This is a genomic window from Streptomyces sp. HUAS MS02, from assembly GCF_055702265.1.
The window spans coordinates 1,047,350-1,069,317 of sequence record NZ_CM146747.1 but is presented as its reverse complement, the minus strand read 5'-3'; the positions used below and the strand labels follow the sequence as shown (position 1 = coordinate 1,069,317).

At 70.4% G+C, this 21,968-nt stretch carries 18 protein-coding genes; 7 read left to right on the top strand and 11 right to left on the bottom strand.

What is annotated here, in order from left to right; genetic code table 11:
- Window positions 1-13: 13 nt before the first annotated feature.
- From ACZ9QC_RS04510 to ACZ9QC_RS04495, 4 genes are read right to left on the bottom strand one after another with little or no spacing between them, the layout of a single operon-like run.
- Window positions 14-1,642: a D-alanine--poly(phosphoribitol) ligase gene (locus ACZ9QC_RS04510; RefSeq protein WP_472918932.1), complete on the bottom strand. Its 1,629-nt coding sequence runs from the start codon at window positions 1,640-1,642 to the stop codon at window positions 14-16.
- Window positions 1,639-3,504, bottom strand: a complete 1,866-nt coding sequence (locus ACZ9QC_RS04505) for an aminotransferase class I/II-fold pyridoxal phosphate-dependent enzyme (protein WP_472918931.1) — start codon at window positions 3,502-3,504, stop codon at window positions 1,639-1,641. The genes ACZ9QC_RS04510 and ACZ9QC_RS04505 overlap by 4 nt, the downstream gene beginning before the upstream one ends.
- A complete protein-coding gene (locus tag ACZ9QC_RS04500) occupies window positions 3,501-3,764 on the bottom strand; it encodes an acyl carrier protein (protein WP_472918930.1) in 264 nt (87 codons plus the stop codon). The genes ACZ9QC_RS04505 and ACZ9QC_RS04500 overlap by 4 nt, the downstream gene beginning before the upstream one ends.
- Window positions 3,765-3,821: 57 nt before the next feature.
- A complete protein-coding gene (locus tag ACZ9QC_RS04495) occupies window positions 3,822-4,814 on the bottom strand; it encodes a beta-ketoacyl-ACP synthase III (protein WP_390944624.1) in 993 nt (330 codons plus the stop codon).
- 497 nt (window positions 4,815-5,311) lie between these two features.
- Here ACZ9QC_RS04495 and ACZ9QC_RS04490 point away from each other — a divergent pair, with 497 nt between their 5' ends.
- The 6 genes from ACZ9QC_RS04490 to ACZ9QC_RS04465 all read left to right on the top strand — a co-directional run bounded on the left by ACZ9QC_RS04490 (window position 5,312) and on the right by ACZ9QC_RS04465 (window position 10,683).
- Window positions 5,312-5,554 (top strand): acyl carrier protein, encoded by a 243-nt coding sequence (locus tag ACZ9QC_RS04490; protein ID WP_472918929.1) that lies wholly within the window; start codon window positions 5,312-5,314, stop codon window positions 5,552-5,554.
- The gene (locus ACZ9QC_RS04485; protein ID WP_472918928.1) at window positions 5,551-6,777 is read left to right on the top strand and encodes a beta-ketoacyl-[acyl-carrier-protein] synthase family protein; all 1,227 of its coding nucleotides are present in this window, start codon (window positions 5,551-5,553) and stop codon (window positions 6,775-6,777) included. The genes ACZ9QC_RS04490 and ACZ9QC_RS04485 overlap by 4 nt, the downstream gene beginning before the upstream one ends.
- 50 nt (window positions 6,778-6,827) lie before the next feature.
- A complete protein-coding gene (locus ACZ9QC_RS04480; protein ID WP_472918927.1) occupies window positions 6,828-7,718 on the top strand; it encodes a DUF6206 family protein in 891 nt (296 codons plus the stop codon).
- A complete protein-coding gene (locus ACZ9QC_RS04475; protein ID WP_472918926.1) occupies window positions 7,705-8,514 on the top strand; it encodes a 4'-phosphopantetheinyl transferase family protein in 810 nt (269 codons plus the stop codon). Before ACZ9QC_RS04480 ends, ACZ9QC_RS04475 begins: the two co-directional genes overlap by 14 nt.
- Window positions 8,515-8,546: 32 nt before the next feature.
- A complete protein-coding gene (locus ACZ9QC_RS04470) occupies window positions 8,547-9,731 on the top strand; it encodes a nitroreductase family protein (protein WP_472918925.1) in 1,185 nt (394 codons plus the stop codon).
- 295 nt (window positions 9,732-10,026) lie between these two features.
- Window positions 10,027-10,683 carry a helix-turn-helix transcriptional regulator gene (locus ACZ9QC_RS04465; protein ID WP_472918924.1) on the top strand — a complete coding sequence of 219 codons (657 nt, stop codon included), beginning with the start codon at window positions 10,027-10,029 and terminating at the stop codon, window positions 10,681-10,683.
- Window positions 10,684-10,755: 72 nt separating this feature from the next.
- On the opposite strand, the gene ACZ9QC_RS04460 is transcribed toward ACZ9QC_RS04465, so the two are convergent.
- From ACZ9QC_RS04460 to ACZ9QC_RS04440, 5 genes are all read right to left on the bottom strand, one after another.
- On the bottom strand, window positions 10,756-11,073 hold the full coding sequence (locus ACZ9QC_RS04460; protein WP_472918923.1) for a RedY protein: 318 nt from the start codon (window positions 11,071-11,073) through the stop codon (window positions 10,756-10,758).
- 19 nt (window positions 11,074-11,092) lie between these two features.
- On the bottom strand, window positions 11,093-12,220 hold the full coding sequence (gene redW / locus ACZ9QC_RS04455) for an L-prolyl-[peptidyl-carrier protein] dehydrogenase (RefSeq protein ID WP_472918922.1): 1,128 nt from the start codon (window positions 12,218-12,220) through the stop codon (window positions 11,093-11,095).
- A gap of 41 nt (window positions 12,221-12,261) precedes the next feature.
- The gene (locus ACZ9QC_RS04450) at window positions 12,262-15,060 is read right to left on the bottom strand and encodes a beta-ketoacyl [acyl carrier protein] synthase domain-containing protein (RefSeq protein ID WP_472918921.1); all 2,799 of its coding nucleotides are present in this window, start codon (window positions 15,058-15,060) and stop codon (window positions 12,262-12,264) included.
- 138 nt (window positions 15,061-15,198) lie between these two features.
- The gene (locus tag ACZ9QC_RS04445; RefSeq protein WP_472918920.1) at window positions 15,199-15,897 is read right to left on the bottom strand and encodes an AfsR/SARP family transcriptional regulator; all 699 of its coding nucleotides are present in this window, start codon (window positions 15,895-15,897) and stop codon (window positions 15,199-15,201) included.
- A gap of 482 nt (window positions 15,898-16,379) precedes the next feature.
- Window positions 16,380-17,372: a GNAT family N-acetyltransferase gene (locus ACZ9QC_RS04440; protein ID WP_472918919.1), complete on the bottom strand. Its 993-nt coding sequence runs from the start codon at window positions 17,370-17,372 to the stop codon at window positions 16,380-16,382.
- A gap of 110 nt (window positions 17,373-17,482) precedes the next feature.
- Here ACZ9QC_RS04440 and ACZ9QC_RS04435 point away from each other — a divergent pair, with 110 nt between their 5' ends.
- Window positions 17,483-18,082, top strand: coding sequence for a TetR/AcrR family transcriptional regulator (locus ACZ9QC_RS04435; protein ID WP_472918918.1), 600 nt, complete (start codon window positions 17,483-17,485; stop codon window positions 18,080-18,082).
- A gap of 44 nt (window positions 18,083-18,126) precedes the next feature.
- Here ACZ9QC_RS04435 and ACZ9QC_RS04430 read toward each other — a convergent pair whose 3' ends face one another.
- Both ACZ9QC_RS04430 and ACZ9QC_RS04425 read right to left on the bottom strand, forming a co-directional pair.
- Window positions 18,127-19,140, bottom strand: a complete 1,014-nt coding sequence (locus tag ACZ9QC_RS04430) for an NAD-dependent epimerase/dehydratase family protein (protein WP_472918917.1) — start codon at window positions 19,138-19,140, stop codon at window positions 18,127-18,129.
- A gap of 22 nt (window positions 19,141-19,162) precedes the next feature.
- Window positions 19,163-21,934: an ATP-binding protein gene (locus ACZ9QC_RS04425; protein WP_472918916.1), complete on the bottom strand. Its 2,772-nt coding sequence runs from the start codon at window positions 21,932-21,934 to the stop codon at window positions 19,163-19,165.
- Between the last annotated feature and the right edge of the window lie 34 nt (window positions 21,935-21,968).

Genomic DNA, 21,968 nt, shown 5'->3' with positions numbered 1-21,968 from the left:
CCTCTTCCGCCGGTCACCGGCCGGTGCCGGCGCTCCCCGCGGTGGACCGGTTCGCGGCCCCGCCGAGTCGGCGGAGGTCGACCTTGCCGTTGGCGTTGTGCGGCATGGCGTCGAGACGCCGTGCGAGGTGCGGGACCATGTAGGTGGGCAGCAGGGCCGCACAGTGCCGCTTGAGCTGGATCAGGCCCGGTGCCTCGGCGCCTTCGCGGAGGGTGTAGTAGAGCGTGAGACGGCCGCCGCTGGGACCTTCGGTGACGAGGACGGCTGCCTCGGCCACCGACGGGTGCTGCTGCACGGCCGCCTCGATCTCGCCGAGTTCGACCCGGTAGCCGGAGAGTTTGACCATGCGGTCCTTGCGCCCCCGGTAGACGAGCAGCCCGTCCTCCTCGTAGCTGACCAGGTCACCGGTGGGGTGCAGACCCTGGCGGTGCAGATCGGCCACCGGGTCCGCCGTGCGCCGCCAGTACCCCGGTGTCACGCAGTCGCCGCCCACCACGAGTTCACCGATCGCGCCGGGCTCCGTGAGGGCGCGGCCCTGCTCGTCCACGACGTGCAGCAGGGCGCCCGGGACGGGACCGCCGATGGGTACGGGTGCCGTGCGGTGCAGGTCCTCGGGGCGGACGCGGTGCCAGGCGCACACATTGGTCTCGGTGGGGCCGTAGAGGTTGTACAGCGTCGCGTCCTCGGGCAGCAGCCGGGCCAGGGCGCGCAGTCGCGGCATCGGGAACACCTCGCCGGCGAAGAGCACGTGCCGCAGGCTCTTCGCCCCGTCACGGGTGAGCGCACCGGAGGAGGCGAGCAGGCCGAGTGCCGAGGGCACCGAGTACCAGACGCTCACCCCGTGTTCCCGGATGCCCCGCGCCAGCGCCGTCACGTCCTTCGCCTCGTCGTCCGGGACGATCCAGAGGGCGGCACCCGAGGTGAGCGCGACGAACAGGTCGAAGGTGCTCAGGTCGAAGCTGAAGGAGGCGTGGTTGGACAGGACGTCCCCGGGGCCGACGCCGAACTCCTCTCGGCACCAGCTCACGAAGGAGATGAGGTTGCCGTGCGAGATCCGCACACCCTTGGGTGTGCCGGTGGAACCGGAGGTGTACAGCAGCGCGGCCAGGTCGTGCGGGCCCGGTGCGGGCAGGGTGCCGACGAGGCGTACGGCCGCTTCGGCGAAGCCGGACCAGGAGCGCACCGGTACACCGCCGACCGTGTCGGGCAGGTCCTCGCCCGCCGCCACGACCGTCCGGACCGAGGCCGGGAGCGGCCCCTGACCGAGCAGCTCCAGGTGGCGCCGGTCGGTGAACAGCACCACCGGCTCGGCATCGGCGAGGATGGTCCGCACCCTGGCGACGGGCTGCCCGCCGTCGAGAGGAACGTAGGCGCAGCCGGCCTGGAGGGCGGCCAGGATCGCCTCGGCACAGTGCGGATGCTTGTCCGCCCAGATCGCGACCCGGTCGCCGGGACGGACCTCCAGCTGGTCCACGAGACGGGCCGACACCGCGTCGACCCGGGCCCGTACCTCTCCGTACGTCGCGGCTCCCGGCCCCACGAAGGCGGGACGCGCCTCCGATCCGGCACTCACCGGCGGCAGGCGGAGGGCCACCCGGGACGCATCCGCTTCTGCTTCTGCGCGTGGCTCGCGGGTGCTCATCGTGCCTCCGCAAGGACACCGGTCTCGCGGGCGGCGTCGGTGAAGATCTCGGTGGCCAGGTCCAGGTCCTGCCGGGTGTGCTCGCAGGTGACACTGACGCGCAGGCGCGCGTCGCCGAGGGACACTCCGGGATAGACGACCGTCTGGCAGAACAGACCGCGGGCGCGGACCGCGCGGCCCATCTCCATCGCCTTGCGTTCGTCGCCGATGACGATCGGCAGGATCGCGCTCTGCGAGTGCTCCAGGTCGAAGCCGGCGTCCAGCAGGTTGCCGCGCAGCAGCTCGATGTTGGTCCAGAGCTGCTTCAGCCGTTCCGGCTCGGTCTCGATGACGTCGAGGGAGGCGATGAGACCGGCCGCCACGCCTGCCGGGATGTTCGCCGCGAAGACGTAGGAGTTCGCGTAGTAGCGCAGGTACTCGATCACGTCCTCGTCACCGACGACGAACCCGCCCATGCCGGCCAGCGCCTTGCTCATGGTGCCGAGTTCGAGATCGACCTCCCCCTTGAGGCCGAAGTGCTCGGCGGTGCCGGAGCCGCGGGCCCCGAGGACGCCGGTGGAGTGCGCGTCGTCGATCAGCACACGGGAGCCGTACGTCTTGGCGAGCCGGACGATCTCGGGCAGGTCGCAGATGTCGCCGTGCATGCTGAACACGCCGTCGGCCACGACGAGGGTGCCCCCGTCGGACTGCTCGGCGGTACGGGCGAGGATCCGCTCCAGGTCCGCCATGTCGTTGTGCTGGTAGATCTTGCGGATGCCGCCCGACAGCCGGCCGCCGTCGACGATGCTCATGTGGTTGAGCCGGTCGACCACGAGGGTGTCGTAGTTCTTGACCAGCGCGGAGACGGTGCCGAGGTTCGCGGCGTAGCCGCCGGGGAAGACGATGCAGGCGGAACGCTGCTTGAAGGCCGCGAGCCGCCGTTCCAGCTCCTTGTGCAGCATGTTGGTGCCGCCGATGAAGCGCGAACCGGTGTGGGTGGCCCCGTAGGCGCGGGTGGCGTCGCACACCGCCTCCACGACCCGCGGGTGGTTGGCGAGGCCCAGGTAGTTGTTGGAGGCGAACATGAGGAACTCGCGTTCCCGGCCGGTCAGTTCGTCGAAGATCACGGCTCGGTTGCTGCTTCGGGACCGGAGCGGCATGCCGTACCAGTACAGGTGCTGCTGTTCCCGTCCCCGCAGGTAGGACCGGAAGCTGCGGGTCTTGGCGAACAGGTCCGGGTCGCGCTGCTCGACGAAGTCCTTGGTCGAACGGGAGTCCCATGCGCCGTCGTGGGCACCGGGTTCGGGTTCGGGGGCGGTCGTGCGGCGGGCCGAGGCCAGGACGGCGACGAGTTCGCGCAGCGTCGTGGCCTGCACCGGGCCGAGCAGCGATCCGTCCAGACCGAGAGCGTCGGCGGTCTCGGCCACCACGGAGGCGAGGATCACGGAGTCGATGCCCAGCTCGCTCTCCAGCTCGGTGTCCAGGTCCAACTGGTCGCTGCGGTAACCGGTGTGGTGCATGGCGGAGGTCAGCACGGCCGCCAGCACCGGGTCCTCGGGGGCCGCGTCGGTCTGTCCGGTGACCGCCGTGTCCGCCGGTGCGCGTCGGTCGGTCTCCGGCAGGCGCAGGACGCGGCCGAGCGCGTCGACGAGGTCCCCGACGGTGGCCGACTCGGCGAGCGATCCGTCGTCGGTGGTACCGAAGCGCTCGCGAACCGTCTCCAGGATGGACTGGAGCGTGATGGAGTCGATGCCGAGCTCCGCCTCGAAGTGACTCTCCGGCAGCAGGTAGGACCGGTCGTAACCGGTGTGGTCCGCGATGATCTCCACGACCCGTTCATACAGTCGGGTGGTGTCGATCGGGTCGTCCGTGCCGTGCGTCATGCCGCGCTTCCTCCTTCACCTTTCCGGAGACGGTCGACCAGTTCGGCGATCGCATTGACGGACCGGAAGTTCTTCGGCGATATCTCCTGGACGGGAATGCTGATCCGCAATTCGCTCTGCAGGTAATGGACAAGATCGAAGATTCCTGCGGAATCGATGATGTTGAGTTCCGTGATCGGTGTCTCCGGCTCCAGGCTTTCGGCGTCGCCGTCCATCCAGACGTCGACGATGTAGTCGGTGATCAGTTCCCGAGAGGTCATTGCCGTCCTTGGTTCGGTCCTGCGATGGCAGGGCTGTCGAGCCGGATCCCGCCGCCCTCAGCCCCGGTCGACGGCGGGCCAGGTGAGCGTGACCGCCCCCCAGGTGAGCCCGCCGCCGAAGGCGGCCAGCAGCACACGGTCGCCGGGACGCAGGGCGCCTTCGGCATGCGCGTGGTCCAAGGCCAGCGGCAGGGAGGCCGCGGCGGTGTTGCCCACCTCGGCGATGTGGCTGTAGCTGCGCTCACGCGGCAGCCCGATCTCGTCGGCCAGCCGCAGCAGGATGCGGAGGTTGGCCTGGTGGCCGACGAGCCGGTCGATGTCGTCGATACGCAGCCCGGCCCGGTCGAGGGCGGCCCGGATGCTCTGTCCCATCCGCTGCACGGCGAGCCGGAAGACCGTCTTGCCCTGCATCGTGAAGTAGTAGCCGTCGGTGGCCGTCTCCGCCGGTGCCGGCGGGCCGCCGCGCGGCACGGTGATCAGGTCCTGGCCACTGCCGTCACTGCCGAGTGCGAACGGCCCGAGGGCGCCCGGCTCTTCCGGATGTCCCGCACGCAGCACGACGGCGCCGGCTCCGTCGCCGAAGATGACGGAGGTGGCGCGGTCGGCCGGGTCGAGAATCCGGGAGAACGTCTCCGCCCCGATCACCAGGACGTGCCGGGCCGTACCGGATGCGATGAGGCCGGACGCGGTGGCGAGTGCGTAGAGGAATCCCGTGCACACCGCCGAGACGTCGAAGGCGGCCACCTGCCCCAGGCCCAGCTTCTCGGCCACGGTCGGGGCGGTGGCGGGGCAGGGGCGGTCCGGTGTGGTGGTGGCCACCAGGACGGCGTCGACCTGCGTGAGGCCGGCCGACTTCAGGGCGAGCGCCCCGGCTCCGGCGGCCAGGTCGGAGGTCAGCAGCCCCTCGGTGGCGACGTAGCGCTGCCGGATACCGGTCCGGGTGCGTATCCAGTCGTCGGAGCTGTCGAGCCGGGCCGCCAGTTCGTCGTTGGTCACCAGCCGGGGTGGCAGCTGGCTGCCCAGCCCGGCGAGAACGGCTGCCGGGGTCATCGGGCGTCTCCGGTAGGGGGTGTTTTGAAAGTCCTGTGCGGTGCCCGCGGTGTTCGGTGCGTGGCCTCGGCGTGCCGGATGAAGGCCCTCGATGGGGGTCCCCCCGATCGAGCGAAGCCGAGAGTGGGGGAGGAGCTACTTGGGTCTTTGACCGGTGCGGCGGTGGGGGCACCTCCCGGTCGAGCGAAGCCGAGACTGGGGGAGCGTGCCGGGCGCCGTGGGTGCTGTGCGGGACTTTCAGAACACCCCCTAGGGGCGGCGGCTCGGCGGGGCGTGCGAGCACGGCGGCAGGTGGCCAAAACTGTGACTCCTCGCAGAGCGGTGCGGCCGAAAAGGCCCTGACCGGTAGGAGTCTTCCGGCCAACGCTGACCGTCCGCTGACCGGTGCCTGACGGGTGCACTTGTCAGGCACCGGTCAGCGGACGGTCAGTGGGTGTGGGGATAGTTTCCGCCAGATGTCGCATCCCACTCACCCAGCGGAAAGGCAGAACACCCTCATGGGCGCTGTGTACGAAAAGCTGGTCGACCTGCTCGTCAATCACTTCGCGGTGCCGCGGGCGCAGATCAGGCCGGATGCCACGTTCGAGGAACTCGACATGGATTCGCTGTTCGTCGTCGAACTGATGCTCGTGATCCAGTCCGAGTTCGACGTGGAGATTCCGGACGACGCGGTGGGCCGGGCCGACAGCATCGGGCACCTGGCCGGCATCGTCGAGTCCGGGATCGGGGTCGCGCCGTGACGTCCGGTGACAGCATCGCCGTCACCGGACTCGGTCTGGTCACCGCGGCCGGTATCGGCACGGACGTGACGTGGAAGGGCGTGTGCGACGGCCGGTCGAAGGCCACCAGGAACCCGGTACTCGCCGATCTGCCGATCGACATCTCCTGCACCGTGCCGGACCTCGACCCGGCCCGGCACGTCGGACCACGCAGCCGGCTCACCCACGACCGTTTCATCCAGCTGGCGATCGTCGCCGCCCGTGAGGCCGTCGCGGACAGCGGCCTCGACCCGCTCACCTGGGACGGCGCCCGGGTCGGTGTGGTGATCGGCTGCGGGCTCGGCGGCATCACGACCTTCGAGAAACAGCACCGCCGACTCCTGGAGAAGGGGCCCCAGGCGGTCTCCGCCCTGCTGCTTCCGATGCTGGTGCCGAACATGGTCGCGGGTCATCTGGCGATGGACCTGGGCACCACCGGCCCCAACTTCGTGACCGCCAGCGCCTGTGCCTCCGGGGCCACGGCCATCGGCACCGCCGCCGGGCTGCTGCGGGAAGGCGTCTGCGACGTGGTGCTCACCGGCGGTACCGAGGCCAACGTCAGCCCTCTCATGGTGACCGGGTTCGCACAGATGGGTGTGCTCTCCCGCCGGGTGGACGATCCCACCGCCGCCTCCCGCCCGTTCGACGCGGCCCGCGACGGCTTCGTCATCGGCGAGGGCAGCGGCGTACTCGTGCTGGAGCGCGAGGCGGATGCCCGGGCGCGGCGTGCCCCGGTGCGGGCGCGGCTGGCCGGGTACGGTGCCTCCGCCGACGCCCACCACATCACCACTCCCGAGCCCGAAGGGCGCAGTGTCCGGCGCGCCCTGCGGGACGCGCTGGCGCAGGCCGGGGTGGGGGCCGACGAGGTGCGGCACGTCAACGCGCATGGCACCGCGACCAGGATGAACGACGCGATCGAGGCACGAACCCTGCGCGCGGTGTTCGGCGACGGTGTGGCCGTGACCTCCACCAAGGGGGTCCTGGGCCACACCCTCGGCGCCGCCGGCGCCATCGAGGCCGCCCTGACCGTGCTTGCCGTCCAGCACTCCACCGTTCCCCCCACGGCGAACCTGGAACAGCAGGATCCCGACCTCGACCTGGACGTGGTCTCCGGCACGGCCCGCCAGACGAAGGTCGATGTGGCCGTCAGCAATTCGTTCGGATTCGGGGGGCAGAATGCCGTGCTCGTCTTCACCGCCGCGTAAGCGCTGTTTCGGCCACCGCCGCGTCAGGGCGGGGGAGGTGACGGCGTCCCATGTCCTTCGTTCTTCCCGAGCGGGACATCGCCGCGCTTGAGAGGCGCGTACAACGCGCCCTCGACAACGCCGATCCCTCGGCGCTGGCCGTTCTCGGTTTCGGTGAGGTCACCCTCGTCCTGCGCCTGGACACCGCGTACGGCTCGTTCGCGTGCAAGCGGCTGCCGGTCTTCCCCTCCTACGAGAGCTTCAGGCGCCACGAGTCGCTGGTCGGTGAGTACGTCGAGCAGCTGGAGAAGGCCGGCGTGCGCGTCGCCGACACCAGGCTGTGGCACACCCGGCTGCCCTCGGGCAAGGTCGTCGGGTACTGCGTGCAGGAGGCTCTGCCCGGCGACCGGCTGTGCTCCCGGCTGCTGCACACCGAGGGTGACGCATGGGCCGGCGACTTCTACGCGCGCTTCCTCGCTCTGGTCGAGAAAGCGGTGACCCCAGGCGTCGGGCTGGACGCTCAGGCGTCGAACTGGATGGATCTCGACGGGGAACTGGTCTACCTCGATGTCACCACCCCCCTGCTGCGAGACGCGCGGCGGCGCGAACGGCTCGATGTGCGGCTGTTCTTCACCTCGCTCCCCTGGATTCTGCGCGACGCCGTGCGGGTGTCCCAGACCCGGGCGATCTTCGACAAGTACTACGAGCCGCGCGGCGCCGTCCTCGACTTCCTCGGCAATCTGCACAAGGAACGGCTGGCGCGGCTGATTCCGGGCTTCCTGGCGCAGAGCGTGGGCCGTTTCGACGCCCCGGTCACCGCCGACGAGGTGGCCGGGTACTACCGCGAGGACGCCCGTATGTGGGAACTGATCCAACGCCTGCGCCGGGCGGACCGCTTCTGGCACCGCAGGATCCGGCGGCGTACGTACCCGTTCCTGCTGCCGCCCGATGTCGACCGTTGAGGCCGCGTCGGCACCCGGCGAGCTCCGGCCCCGGACGGACACCGGCCCTCTCGTTCTCGATCCGGAGGTGCCGCTGCGGGTGCTCCGGCCCACGCCGGGGCTGGCCCTGAGCGTGGTGTCGCTCGCCTGGCTGCGCGCTGCCGGGGACGACGTCCGCGCCCGGCTGACGTCGTATCACCTGGGACCGGAAGAGGCGTCCTACGTGGGCACGCTCACGCTGCGGCGTCGGCGCGAGGAGTGGCTGGCGGGCCGGATGGCGCTCAAGTACGCCGTGCGCGCCCACCAGGAGCACTCCGGGGGGACGCCGACCGCCTGCCGTGACATCCGCATCGAACGGGTGACGCAGGGGTTGCGCGCCGGGAAGCCCGTGACCGACCTGCCGGTGGAGGTGGGCCTGACGCACTCCGGCGACTACGCCGTCGCGGTGTGCGGGCCGGGCGCGGTCGGAGTGGACCTGGAGCGTCCGCGCACCGTCTCGCCCCCGCTGGCCCGCATCCTCTCGGACGACGGCGAGAGCGCGGGTACGGACCTCGCCGGGCAGCGCCTGCGCGTCATGCCGCTGCTCCTGCGCTGGGCGTGCAAGGAGGCCGTCCTCAAGTACTACGGGTTCGGTCTGCGCGTCGACACGCGTGAGGTGCGCCTCACCGGGTGGCACGAGGACGGGCGCTTCGCGTGGCGGCCGGGCCCCGAGCTGCTGCGGCACGCACCCGCCGACGGCGGCGAGTTGCGAACCCGGGCCTGCGAGCTGGACGGCTACCACCTGGCCCTGGTGTGGAGTGACCCTGCGAGCACGTAGTCGACAGTCGACAGAAGGTGAGGACCGCTGCCGTGACACGTCCGTCCGTCGCTCCTGCCCGGCCGTTCGAAGAGGCGTTGGCCGACGCCACCGCGCTGGCCTCACTCAGTCCTTCCTCCCACAACTGCCAACCCTGGAGGCTCGCCCGGGCGGACTCGCCGGGGGCCCGGCAGGCCGCCGCCCGTTTCCTCGGCATGGGCGACGAAGCGGGCACCGAGTACGTGATTCTCGCCCTGGACCGCAGCCGTGAACTGCGCGCTCTGGCCGCGCACGCCATGGAGATGCATGTCAGTTGCGGAGCGTACTGGCGGCTGCTGCGGCGGGCGCTGGCCGCCGAGGGGTGGGCGGCGCGGCAGGTGCGCGCCGTCGAGGTGCTGCCCGAACCGCTCCGGTTCGCCGCGCGGTGGCCGTCGGACTGGACTCCGCTGTGCGTGGCGGCGCTGCGGCGCGACCGGCCCTCGGGGGAAGGGATCGACGAACTGTGGGCGCTGGCCCGCGGTCGGCGCACCCACCGTGGGCCGTACCGGAACACCGCTCTCGACGACGGGACACTCGGGGAGCTGGCCCGCACGGTCGCCGTCCCGGTCCGGGCCGACGACCCGCAGGGGGCGGAGAAGGGCGGTGTGACGGTCCGGCACCTGACGTCGAGTCCGGAAAGGTCCCTCTTCGCGGACTTCCTGGCGTCTCACGCCGGGCGCGACTTCAGCCACCCGGCGGCGTGGCGGGAGACCCATGCGTACGTGCGGTGGAACGCCGCCGAGGCGCGTCGGCACGGAGACGGCTTCACGGCAGCTCAGCTGTTCGGACCGCTCACGCCGCTCCAGCGCCTGGGCAAGCGCCTCACGTTGGCCCCACCGGTGATGCGGCTCCTGTGCATGGCCGGCTTCCACCACCGGCTCGCCGCGGAAGTGGCGGGGCACGTGCGGCTTCGGACGCCCGCCGTGGTGGTGCTCGGATTCACCAGGGAATCACCGGGTGTGGCCGGACAACTGCGGGGCGGCGCGCGGCTGCTGGACTACTGGCTGGCCGCCACGGAGGCAGGACTGGCACTCAACCCACTCAGCATCGTCGTGCAGCACGAGGACCTGCGCCGCGATCTGAAGGCTCTGCTGGGCCTGGCCGGACGCCCCTTCTTCGTCAGCCGTCTCGGCGTCCCGCCCACTCCGGCGCCCGCCTCCTTCCGACGCCCGGGCTCCGCTGAATTCCGTTCAGTGTGAACTGTCGGTGTTTGCGTGCACCGTTCGAGGGGAACTTAGGCGCATTCGGTGATATCTCGACGACATCTCGACGATATGTAAGCGCTTCTCATCGGTGTGCGGGCGTGATAACGTGCCGTCGATAGTGTAAAGTTAAAGGTTGTGATACTGAAGGGGAACACGTGCCGACGGCTGTTCCAATGAATATCATTCTTCAGTTCTTGCTCCGCTCCGGGATCACAACGGCCCTTATTCGGAGGGGCGCCCCGCAATTAACGGCATCATATTCCGCTCGCGGCCTCCTTTGTGTCGCATCATGAGTATCAGATTGCTGGTGTGCTGCGAAAACGCCATTGTCGGAGCGGGAATTCAGGCGCTGCTGGGGCGTTATCACCTCGATGTCACCGTGGAGACATCGGTGCGCCGCGCCCTCGCCGTGGCCGCCGAGACGTCCCCCGAAGCTGTCATCGTCATCTCGCCCCTGCTCACCATCGACGATCGTCAGGAACTCGCCGAACTGGCCGAACTCAGCAAGGTGATCCTGCTCTGCCCCCCTCAGAACACCCATCGCGCGCTGGAAGCCCTCCGGGTCAGTGTGCGTGCCGTACTCTCCGTGGAGTCCTCGGTGGAGGACCTGGTCCACGTGATCAGGACGGTCACCACGGTCAACGTCCTTGTGCTGCCGGACGAGGTCGGCAGGTCGCTGGCGCTCGCCGACGTGCACCTCACCCTGGTGCCGACCGGGGCGGGTCCCATGCTCACCCGACGCGAGCGTGAAGTGATGCTGCTGCTGTCCCGGGGCAAGTCCAACGCCGAGATCGCCGAGCGGTTGACCGTCTCGAACGCGACCGTGCGATCACATGTGCATCACGTCCTGCAGAAGCTGCAGGCGCGGACGCGCACCCAGGCGGTCGCCATCGCCTACGAGTCGGGCCTCATCAGCAGGATCGCGCAACAGGTCAGCATTTCCTGACGAAATCGACGGTCCGTCAAGAAAGGGTGCCGGGGATGTCCGATCCCGGCACCCGTTCATGATGCGCACGCCTCAGTCCGCGGAGTACCCCGGTTCGATCCGCTCTCCGGAGATCTCGTCAACGACCGAGGCCATGGTGTCGAAAACGGCGACCAGGCGCCGAAACGTGTCGGTCTCCATATCCCGCTCGAACTCCTCCGGACTGGTCACAGAAATAACCTCGAAGTATTGGTGGGGAGCCTCCGCATTTACCGGGGCGCGGTGCACTGCAAAGGAATGCAGGCTTTTGAGGTCGGCGGCAGCGCGGTAGTCGCTTTCCCGCACCCAGGTCTCGAACCGGGCGGGGTCGACGCCCTCGTGGAGCCGGATGCGGTGAACGATGACATGCATGATGTCCTTGCCTCTCTGCTCAGCGCCGGTTTTCTCGGCGGCGACTGCCCAGGCGCAGTTCGCGGGCGATGTTGTTCTTCTGGATCTCGTTCGTCCCGGAGAAGATCCTGGCCGGCAGGGCATCACGCAGCAGGGTCTCCGCCTCGCCGTCCAGAAGGCCCAGCGCGCCGCGCAACTGGATCGCGTCGAGGCCCAGTTGCACCGCGGCCTCACTGACCGCGAGTTTGGCGAGGGCAGGGCCGACAGTGCTCTCGCTTCCCGCGTCGATACCGCGCGCCGACCGGTACAGCATCAGCCGGGCGGACTCGTACCGCGCCAGCATGTCGACGATCCGGTGACTCACGGCCTGGAACCCACCGACGACCGTGCCGAACTGCTCCCGCTGCCGCACGTGATCGATCGTGGAGTCCAGGACCCGTCGCATCACGCCCAGATAGATGCCGAAGAGACAGGTTCGCTCCCATTTCATCGACGTGGAGAAGACGACCGCGCCCGCGCCCTCCGAGCCCAGCATCTGAGCCGCGGGCACCACGCAGTCCGTGAAGTGCACGTCTGCCATCGGCGATCCGCGCAGCCCCACCTTGTCGTAGGTCCGCCCGACGGTCAGGCCCGGCGTGTCGGCGGGCACCAGGAAGGTGGTCAGGCCGAAGAAGCCGCCCCCGGCCCGGGTGGCTGCCTGCACCACGAAGAGGTCCGCCACCGGGGCGTTGGTGATGAAGCACTTGCTCCCGTTGAGCAGGTACTGGCCCCCGTCGCGCACGGCGGAGGTCTCCAGGCTCAACGCGTCGGAACCGGCAGCCGGCTCCGTGACGGCATGGGCCGCGATCGAATCCCCGGAACACAGGGCCGGCAGCCAGCGGTTCTTCTGCTTCTCGCTGCCGAACTCCACGACGGGCATGACGGCGGCGAACAGGTGTGCTGCCATGGAGAAGGCGAAGCCGGTGTCGCTGCCTCCCTCACCGAGCGCCTCCATCATCGCCGCCGCCGCGACGGCGTCCAGACCGCTGCCGCCGTAGTCGACCGGCACGCTGCTCCCGACCAGTCCCTGCTTGCCCGCCAGCTGCCAGCGGCGGCGGAATTCGTCCGGGTCGGAGGTGGCCGGCCCCACGAGTTCACGGCGGGCGAACCGCACCACCATGTCGCGCATTTCCCGTGTCTGTGGGTCGAATTCGGGGTCGAAGTACACGTTCATCGTGGCCTGCCCTGGTATTCCTCAAGGAGGAGGTGGTAGTTGATGCCGCCGGTGCCGAAGGAGCTCACGGCAGCCCGCCGCGGATGTCCGGCCGGTGCCTCCCAGGGCGCGGCATCGGTGCGGATACGCCCGGGAATGCGATCGAGGGCCAGTTCGGGACTGAGGGTGCACAGACCGGTGTTGGGTGGGACGGTCGCGGTACGCACCGCGTGCAGCGCGCGCAGCAGTCCGGCCCCGCCGGCCGCCGCGAACGTATGGCCGAAGAACGACTTGGCGCTGCCGATGTCCAACGGGCGCCGACGGGGTACGGCACCGTAGACCTGTGCCACCGCCGCGATCTCCACTCGGTCGCCGACGCGCGTGCCGGTGCCGTGCGCCTCCAGATAGCCGACGTCGGAGGGCTCGAACTCGACCTGGCCGAAAGCCTGGAGCATGGCCGAGGCCTGGCCCGTGATGTCCGGAGCGATCAGCGACCTCGCGTCGTTGGAGGCGCCGATGCTGCGCAGCAGGCCGTGGATCGGGTCGCCGTCCCGGAGCGCGTCGTCGTACCGTTTGAGCAGGAACAACGCGCAGCCGTCTCCGGGTGAGAAGCCGTCGGCGGCCTCGTCGAAAGGGGTGATCCGCCCGTGCGACAGCAGGCCGAGCGAGGAGCACAGCACCATGTCGCGGGCGTTGCAGGGCAGTTCCACACCACCGGCCAACGCGTAGTCGACCGCCCCCGAGCGCAGTCTGCCGACGGCCAGGTCCAACGCGGCCAGTGACGAGGCGCACGCCGCCTCCACCGCCACGGGCACGGCGTCCAGGGCGAACTCGTTGGCGATCAGGGCCGCGACACCGCTGGCCAGGCAGCCGTCGAGCGCGTGCGTGAAGTCCGCGTCGGCCACGGTCCGGTCCCTCACGAGCCGCAGCACTTCCCGTCTGGCCCGCGCGGACAGCGCGCCGAGGGCGTCCAGGCCGTCGGCCACTTGCTCCAGCACATCGACGCAGAGCAGGGAGTTGAGGCGGCGCTCGTTGTGCAGCCCCAGGTTGCTACCGACCGCCACCAGACCGGAGCCCACCAGACCGGAGCCCGGCAGGCCGCCGGGCGGGCACCCGCGCCGGGCGAAGAGCGCGGCGGCGACGTCGAGCGTCAGCCGCTGGGCCGCGTCCAACGCGGCGTAGCGGTCCGGCGGGAGACGCAGACCGGGCGGCGGCCCGTCCGGCACCGGCACGGACGCACCCTGGTCGGTGTAGGAACGGTCGAGGCTGAGGGCTCCCGGCGCGTAGTAGATGCTCCGGTCGAAGACGTCGTCCGGCACCGGACCGACCATGCTCCGACCGGCCAGCGTCTGTGCCCAGAACGCCTCGGCATCCGGGCAACCGGCGAAGCGTCCGGCGAAACCCACCACGGCGATCGGTATCGGCCCGTCCCTGCCCACCGTCCCGGCCCCGGTGACCGCCCGATGACCCTCGGGTGGCGCGCCGCCACCGCTGTGCGGGGTGCCGTACTCCTCCATGACGACATGGGCCACGGTCCCGGTCAACGACGAACCGACGAGCGCCGCCCGGCGCGGCCCGCCGCCGGACGGCGCGGGCCAGTCCTCGGTCCCGGGCACCGCGCGCAGGGCACCGCCGTGCGGCATCTGCGACCGCGTCCCACCGCCGGGCAGCCTGCGGTGATGCAGCGCCAGCGCGATCTTGCTGACGCCGGCGAGTCCGGCGTTCGCGAAGGTGTGCCCCAGCCGGTCCCGGACCGAACCGACCGCCACCGAGCCGGGCGCCGCGCCGGTGAACGAGGCAGCGAGCGCCCGCTGTTCGGCGTGCGGCTCGCCGGCAGCGCCGGACCCCGCGGCTTCGACGTACTGCACCGACTCGGCCGCCGCCGCACAGGTCGTACGCCCCGCGACGGCCGCCTCCTCCCACAGCCCGTCCCGGACCGGGTAGCGGAAGGCGCCGGGGCGCCCCTCGTGCCGCAGGACGCACGACCGCACGGTGGCGTACACCCGGTCGCCGTCCTGTTCGGCGGACGAGAGGCGTTTGACCAGCAGTGCCCCGACACCCTCGCTGAACGGGCCCGTGTCGCACGGTTCCGTGGCACGGGTGGACGCCTCCCCTCCCAGCCCCCTGGCGGCGAAAGCCCGTGCGACGAACGGGCCCTCGTGGCGCTGCCCGGTGATGAGCAGGACGGCGTCCGACAGACCGGCACGCAGGCTGTCCATGGCGTACGCGAGGCCCAGGTACGACGTGACATCGGCGGACTCCAGTGCCAGCGTCCGCCCACGCAGCTTGAAGGCGGACGCGACCCGCGCCGGGATGGAGCTGACGAGCTCGCTCACCCTGTCGTGCGGCGACGCGCCCAGCCGCCGTATCAGCGCGGCGCGGAACTCCTCGGTGGCGCCCGCGTTCGCGTCCGACGCGTGGCCGCCGTGCTCGGCGAGCGTCCGCCCCAGTTCGACGGCGTAGCGAGCGCCCTCGATCCGCAAGGCGTTGGCGTACTGGCGGTCCAGGCCGAAGCAGGTGCCCACCGTCACATCGACGCGATCCGACGGCAGCGGTCGCCGGTCGTAGCCCGCGTCCTGAAGACACTGACGGGCCGCCTCCAGGGCCAGCAGCTGCATCCGGGACATCGTCCCCGTCTGCGCGGGGGGAATCCCGAATCCGGCGACATCGACCTCGATGTCGCCGAGTCCGCCCTCAGCGGGAGCGGGGGCGCCCTCGGTCGCCGGGGCGGTCAGCAACCGCCAGTACTGCTCGGCCCCCCGAGCAGCCGGGTACAGCGCCCCGATGCCGACCACCGCGATCGCCTCGGGAATCACCGAGGGACCGTGTCCTTCGGAACGCACACGCGACCCAGAGGCCATGACGAGACTCCCACTCTCTGTTCCGCAGGACGCGGCGCTCAGGCGCCGTCGATGCGCCGCCGACCACGCGGGGCGGCGCGGCGTGCCGGCAGCTCACACGAGGCCGGCATGCGCCAACGCGGGATCCTGCGCCAGGATCTCGGCGTGCCGGCGCTGGAGCAGTTCCCCGGGCCTGATGCCCAGTTCCTCGTCGAGACGCTGCCGGGCCAGCCGGAACTGCTCCAGGGCGTCGCTCTGGCGCCCGACCTGGTACAACGCCAGCATGAGCAGATCACAGAAATGTTCCCGCAGCGGGAACTGGGCCACCAGCCGGTGCAGTTCGGCGATCGCCCGAGCGTGATCTCCGAGCATGATGCGGGCCCGCACCTGATCCGCCAGGGCTGAGAGACGTCTTTCCTCGAACAGCCGGGCCGCGCTGCGGCAGCGCAGCCCGTCGCCCGCGTCCAGCAGGGCCGGACCACGCCACAGGAGCAGCGCGGAGTCCAGCAGCCGAAGTGCCCGTTCGGGGGCGTCGGCCAGCGTTGTCGCGGCCTGGGATGCCAGGTCGAGAAACCGGTGCCCGTCGATGTGCTCGCGCGGGACGTCCAGGACGTAGCCGTTGGGCACGGAGCGCAGCACGGTGGTCCCCGAGCCGCACCGCCCGCCCTCGCCCTTCAGCACCCTGCGCACCCGGGTGGCATGTGCCTGCATGGCGTTGAGGGGATTGCGGACGGTGTCGCCCGACCAGAGTTCGTCCGCCAGATCCGTATGGGAAACCGCCTGGCCTGCTTCCAGGGCGAGGACGGCAAGCATGGTCCGGACTTTGCTGGATCCCACACCGTGCGGATGGCCGTCCGTGAACACGGATATCGGACCGAGAAGATGGATAGTCACAACGTCCCCTCGCGTGCTGGTACGTGATTTCATCGGCGCCGGCCGACCATGCATCCTTCTCGCGACTACTGACCCGCAGTCAGCGACTCGTTCACAGCCGCTCCATCGTCGCAGGGCCCTCGGAGAGAGGTCATCGGTCGACCGGACCGATTCGGATCTGCACGGAAGAATGAGGGAGCAGGCGTGTGTCGACCCTTCATTGAGGGATGAGCCCCCATCTCAACAGAAGATGTAGACGGAAGCGCTCCGCTCGGAGGGCTTCGGCGAGCGGGTCTCCCACTGTCGAGCCGGTGGTCCGGCCACGAGCCCCGACCGGCGTGTGCGGGTGCCGGCACCAGCCCTGTCCCTGGGTGGCGGCGACGCCTCCGTCGGCACCACGAGGGCGTCCCCTGCGGGAGAACTCACAGACGGCGGGTCGGTTCGTCGTCCCAGGCCATGGAGGACATCCTCCAGCCTGCCGGGGTCCGAAGGAACTGGGTGGTCTTGTGGCCGTGCCCTTCGAAGTGTTCTCCGCTGCGGACACCGGACTTGCGGTACTCGGTGAACCGGTGCGCGACCGATCCGAAGATCTCCGTTCGCTGGGAAACCTCCCACTCGGAGAACTCTGTCAGCGTTCCGTCGGTGAGCATCTTCTGGCGTGGCTCGACGAATGCGTCCAAGTCCATGATCACGGGGTCGTTTCCGGTGTTCGAGATGATCCGCCCCTCCGGGACGAAGAGTTCGCGGATGATCTCCAGATCGGGGTGCCTTCCGCCGGTGTTGGTGAAGGAGGCCATGAACAGGCCCATCAGCCGGTCGATTTCCGCCTGGTCGCCCGACGTGGGCGCCGGCTCGGGCGCGGCCTGAACCTCTGCCGGCGGCCACTCCTGCGCCAGGACGGACCACACCTCGCTGTCGTGCCGCAGTCCCCGGTACGGATAGCGCTGCCGGAGCACGCCGTCCCGGGTCATGCCCAGACGACGTGCGGACGCGATGCTGCGGGTGTTGCCGGAGGCGACCCACCACTCGACCCTGCTCATCCCGCGCCGGGTGAAGGCCCAGTCGATCAGTGCCCGGCACGCGCGGGTCACCAGCCCTCGGCCCTGCCCGGCCTGTTCCAGCCAGCAGCCGATCTCGCACACTCCCGAGGCGGCGTCGAAGCGGGTGAACATGACGCCGCCCACGAGCACCCCGCCCAGCCAGATCCCGTATATCCGGCCGCTGTCGGAGGACGAGAGGTCGGCGTAGCGCTGGAGGGTCGACCTGGCCGAGGCCAGGTCCGTGGTGAGCGACGCCCAGGGGATCCACGGGTCGACCAGGGGGCGGGCCCGGTCGATGTGCGCCAGGAACTCCGGTGCCTGCCAGGGCTCCAGGGGGCGGAGCTGCGCGTGGTCGTCGAGCGGGATGGTGAACATGGACGTTCCGCCTTCCGGGTCGGGCCGGCCGGTGGCGCAGGCAGGGAAGCCGCGGGCAGGCGCATGGTGAAGAAGGTGCGTAACAAGCGTTCGGTACGTACGGTAAGGGCATGCCGCCACCCGCGCCCGGAGATCACGAAGCCCGCCGCAAGGACGTGTCCGAGGCGGTGTGGCGCGTGCTGGCCGCCAAAGGGTTCGGTGGTCTGACACTGCGCGCGGTCGCCGTCGAGATGGGTGTCACGACCGGCATGCTGACGCACTACTTCCCGAGCAAGCGTGCCCTTGTCACGCACGCGCTGGACCTGCTGGAACAGGACACGGCGGGACGCCCGCGCCGGACTCCTCCCGCCGACGGCCTGCCCACCGTACGGGCCATGCTGCTCGACGTCCTGCCGCTCACTCCGGCCGACACCGCCCGTAACCGCATCTGGGTCAGCTCCTGGGACCTGTCCCTCGCCGACGAGGCGCTCGCCGCCCAACAGGGCGACCGCTACAGGCGGTTGCGCGACACTTTCCGCCCTCATCTGGAGACGGCACGGGACCTCGGGGAGATCCCGGCGAGCGCCGACACGGGCCGACTGGCCGCGTCCGTCGTCGCCTTCGTCCACGGACTCGTCGTCCAGGCCCTCTTCGACCCCGGACGTTTTCCCGAGGGCGTGCAGATCGCCATGGTGGACGACTTCGTCGCCCGGCTGAACAGCCGCGTGTGATCAGCCCATCCAACGATGGGCTCGGCCCCGGCGCTGCATGCCTCTCAGGATCGAAGGTGCTTGAGGGTGAACTCGGGCTCGGCGTAGAGGCCGGCCTGCACTCCGGTCGGATCGGCTGGAAGATCCCCCGGGATGTCCGCAGCGTGGGCTTCGGCGTCGTCGGCGGGGACGTAGGCCAGTTCCGAGACGTCGGGGAGTTTCCAGAAGCGGCGGGAGTTGGCAGAGACGGCGTACGCCGTGACGAAGCGGGTGGAGGACGGTGCGGTCAGGGCGGCCCGGATGTAGCCGACGGCGTCGCGCGGGCTCAGCCAGGTCGCCAGGTGCCGTGGTTCGGTGGGCGTGTGCTCGAAACTGCCGATACGCAGGCAGATCACCGACAGACCGAACTTGTCGGCGTACAACTGCCCGAGCGCCTCGATGGCCACCTTGCTCACCCCGTAGAGGCCGTCAGGGCGTGCCGGCTCCTGTGGACCGGTGAGATGCGCGGCGGGGTAGAAGCCGGTCACACGGTTGCTGCTCGCCAGCACCACCCGCTCGATTCCCGTGCGCCGCGCCGCCTCCAGGACGTGGTGCGTGCCCAGCACATTGGCTTCGAGCAGGTCCGCAAGCGGAGCCTCGTCGGGCACGCCGCCCAAGTGGAGTACGCGGTCGGCTCCCGCGAGGGCCGATTCCACTGCGACGACGTCCCGCAGGTCCACTGTGTGCACGTCTTCGTTCTCGGTCTCCGGGCGGAGCGGTACGCGGTCAAGCAGGACCAGGCGTTCCGCCTCGCGGCGTAGCGCCTCACGTACCACGGAACCGATGGTGCCTGCCGCCCCTGTCACCGCCACTGTTCCCAGACTCACTGCTCTCCCCCTGGCTTCGACGCTCCTCGCATCTTCGCGCGCGTTGATCCACTCATCAAGGCGGTGGGGATGCTCAAGAGTTCGGCGGCTCCGCGACGCCGATGCCCGGCAGCCGCCCGAACGCGGGACAGGATCGATCCCCTGAGGACGACCGACGCCCCGGCAACGGGCCAGGGCGCCAGGGGCGCCGCGAGGCTCGGCGACGCCCGTCATGGGGAGGGGGCGGCGCGGTTGTTCAGATGGATCCGACGGTCAGGGTCTTGAACTCTCTGGGGAGATCCGCGCGCCTGGTGACGTTGAGCTTGCGGTAGACGCGGGTCAGATGCTGTTCCACCGTGCTGATGGTGACGCACAGTTGGTCGGCGATCTCACGGTTGGAGTTGCCCAGGGCGGCCAGGGACGCGACCCGTCGCTCCGCCGCGCTGAGGGGATCGCGTGGAACGGTGCCCGGGTCGGGCGATGTCTCCTCCCTGCCGCGCGGCGACAGGGAGGGCCGCAGATGTTCGGCGCCGCACACATCGGCCAGGTGCAGCGCCTGGTACAGCGCTCGCCGTGCCTGTTCCGCCTCACCGATCGCGCGCTGCGCGGAACTCAACGCGGCCAGTGCCCGGGCCAGTTCGAGCCTGTCCCCGGTGAGCCGCAGGATGCTGACCGCCTCCAGCAGCAGGCTCGCCCGGCGCCGCGGTTCGGCGATCTCGGCGAGCAGGCACATGGCGACGCCGCGGCTGCGGGATTTGGCGCTGCCGGGGCGGGCCAGCTCCGCGTCCGCGAGTCGGCGGACCTGGTCCCGCTGCCCGAGGCGCAGATGCGCGGCCGCCGCGCCGCTGCGCCAGGGCAGGAAGGACGGCAGATCCATGTCCCAGGCGCGGGCCTGGTCGCCGCAGCGCAGAAAGTCGTCCAGGGCCGCGTGCACCCGGCCCGCGGCCAGGTGGTGATGGCCCCGGGCGTAGAGATACTGCAGGCCGTACCGTGACTCGGAGATCGCCTCCGGTACCGAGTGCCGCAGGTACTCCTCGGCGACGTCGTCCGCCCCCATGGCGGTCGCGGCCAGGACGAGCGTGCTCAGCGGCGCACCGACGGCGACTCCCCAACTGCGGGGCGAGAGGTGGGTCATGGCGGAGCGGGCGAGGGCGCAGGCCTCGATCAGATCGCCCTGTCGCAGGGCCAGTTCGGCGCGTATCGCGGTGAGCTTCGCCTGCCAGGTGGGCGCCTTCCGGGCGGTGGCCTCCTGCAGGAGCTTGGCCGACCAGATGGAGGCCTGGCCCAGCCGGTCCGCGTAGACGAGCGCGAGCAGCGCGGACTCCAGCGCGTACAGAGTGCTGTCGTCCAGGGGGCAGGAGCGCAGCACCTGTTCGGCGCTCCAGGCGCTGGACTCGTCGCCGCCGTTGCGCAGTGTCGAGCCGAGGACGGTCTCGGCGAGCAGGACGGGTCTGACCGCCGCGGGTTCCCTGCCGTCGCGGATGCCCGGGCCGTCCTCGGCGGCGGGGAGGAGAGGCACCATCACGGGGTAGCGGTTCCGCAGCCACTCCCTGTTCTCCGTGAACAGGCCGTGGGGGCCCGGGACGTTCGGGCCCAGCGCGCGGATCACCTCGGCGGCCTCGTCGAAGCGCCCGTGCCACAGCAGGGCACGGGAGAGCGGCACGGCCAGCTGGGCGGGCAGGACGCCCGTCAGCAGCGCTTCGGACAGCGGCCCCAGACGGGGAGTCACCGCGGAGGGGTTGAGCTGCCACTCCAGCCGCGCGAGCATCATCGTCATGAGCGCCCGCTCCTGTGCGTCGTCGGAGCCGGACAGCGCCAGTTCCAGGCACTCCAGGGCGAAGCCGATGTCGCCGCTTCGGCGCGCCTGCTCGGAGGCGTCCATCAGCACGGGGACGGCCCAGCAGGGTGGCACGTGTCGAACGGCGACCAGATGCCGGGCGACCGTGGGTGTCGGAAGTCCTTCGCGGTGGAGTAACTCCGCGACGTCGAGGCGCTGTCGCCGGAGCACGCCCGAGGGGATGTCGTCCAGGACGGCCGACCGTGCCGCCGGATGACGGAAACGGTTGCCGGCGACGAGCCCGGCGGCCTCCATGTGCCGCAGCGCGTTCGCCACCGAGGACGGACCGAGCTGGAGCAGGCGGTCTATGCGGTCGGGGGAGGAGCAGGAGTCCAGCAACGCCATCGTGCGGGCCACGCCGAGGATGTCCGGTTCCCTGCCGTGCAGACAGGCGAGCACCGCCTGCGCGAACTCCTCCCCGGCGGGCGGGACTTCGGACCCGGCGTCGCCGTCACCGTCCACCAGCCGGTCGCGGTGGTCCCTCAGCAGGGCGTGGACGAGCAGGGGATTGCCTCCGCTGAGGGAGTGGTAGACGGGACCGAGGACCTGTGCCTCCTCCGCGCCCAGGACCTGCGTCGTGAGCTCGGTCGTGCCCTCCGGGGACAGGGGAGCCAACCGGACCCGCCGGTAGAAGGGATGGCGGAGCAGTTCGGTGCTCAACAACGGAAGACGGTGGCGGGCGGTGTCCGGGCGGCTGAACACCAGCATCACCGGCGCGGATCTGGTGTGCGGGAGCAGTTGCAGCAGACAGCTCAGGGAAGCGGAGTCGGCGTGTTGAACGTCGTCGACGCAGAGCAGCAGGCCGCTCGCCCCGGCCGCGTGCAGCAGCGCACGGCACAGGGCGCGGGCGACATGGGCCTGCAGGGCGGCCGACTCATGACGGGGGGGCGGACCGGAGGCGAAACTGTTCTCCAGGACGGTCATCTGCGTACGGAGCGGGGCGGGCAGCGGAATGTCCCGGACGAGTTGATGGACGATACCGAACGGGACGTCGCGCTCCTCCTGCCGGCCGACGGCTCGCAGGACTTCGGAACCGGTCGCGGACGCCTCCTCGGCGAAGGCATAGAGCAACTCGGACTTGCCGATGCCTACGGGGCCGCTGACGAGGGCGACGTGTCCATTGCCGCGGCGGCTGCTCGCGAGGAATTCGTGTAACGTGAACAGTTCGTCTTTGCGGTCGATCAGTATCATGCGTGTACTCTTTGCGGCACGTCGGAATTCTATT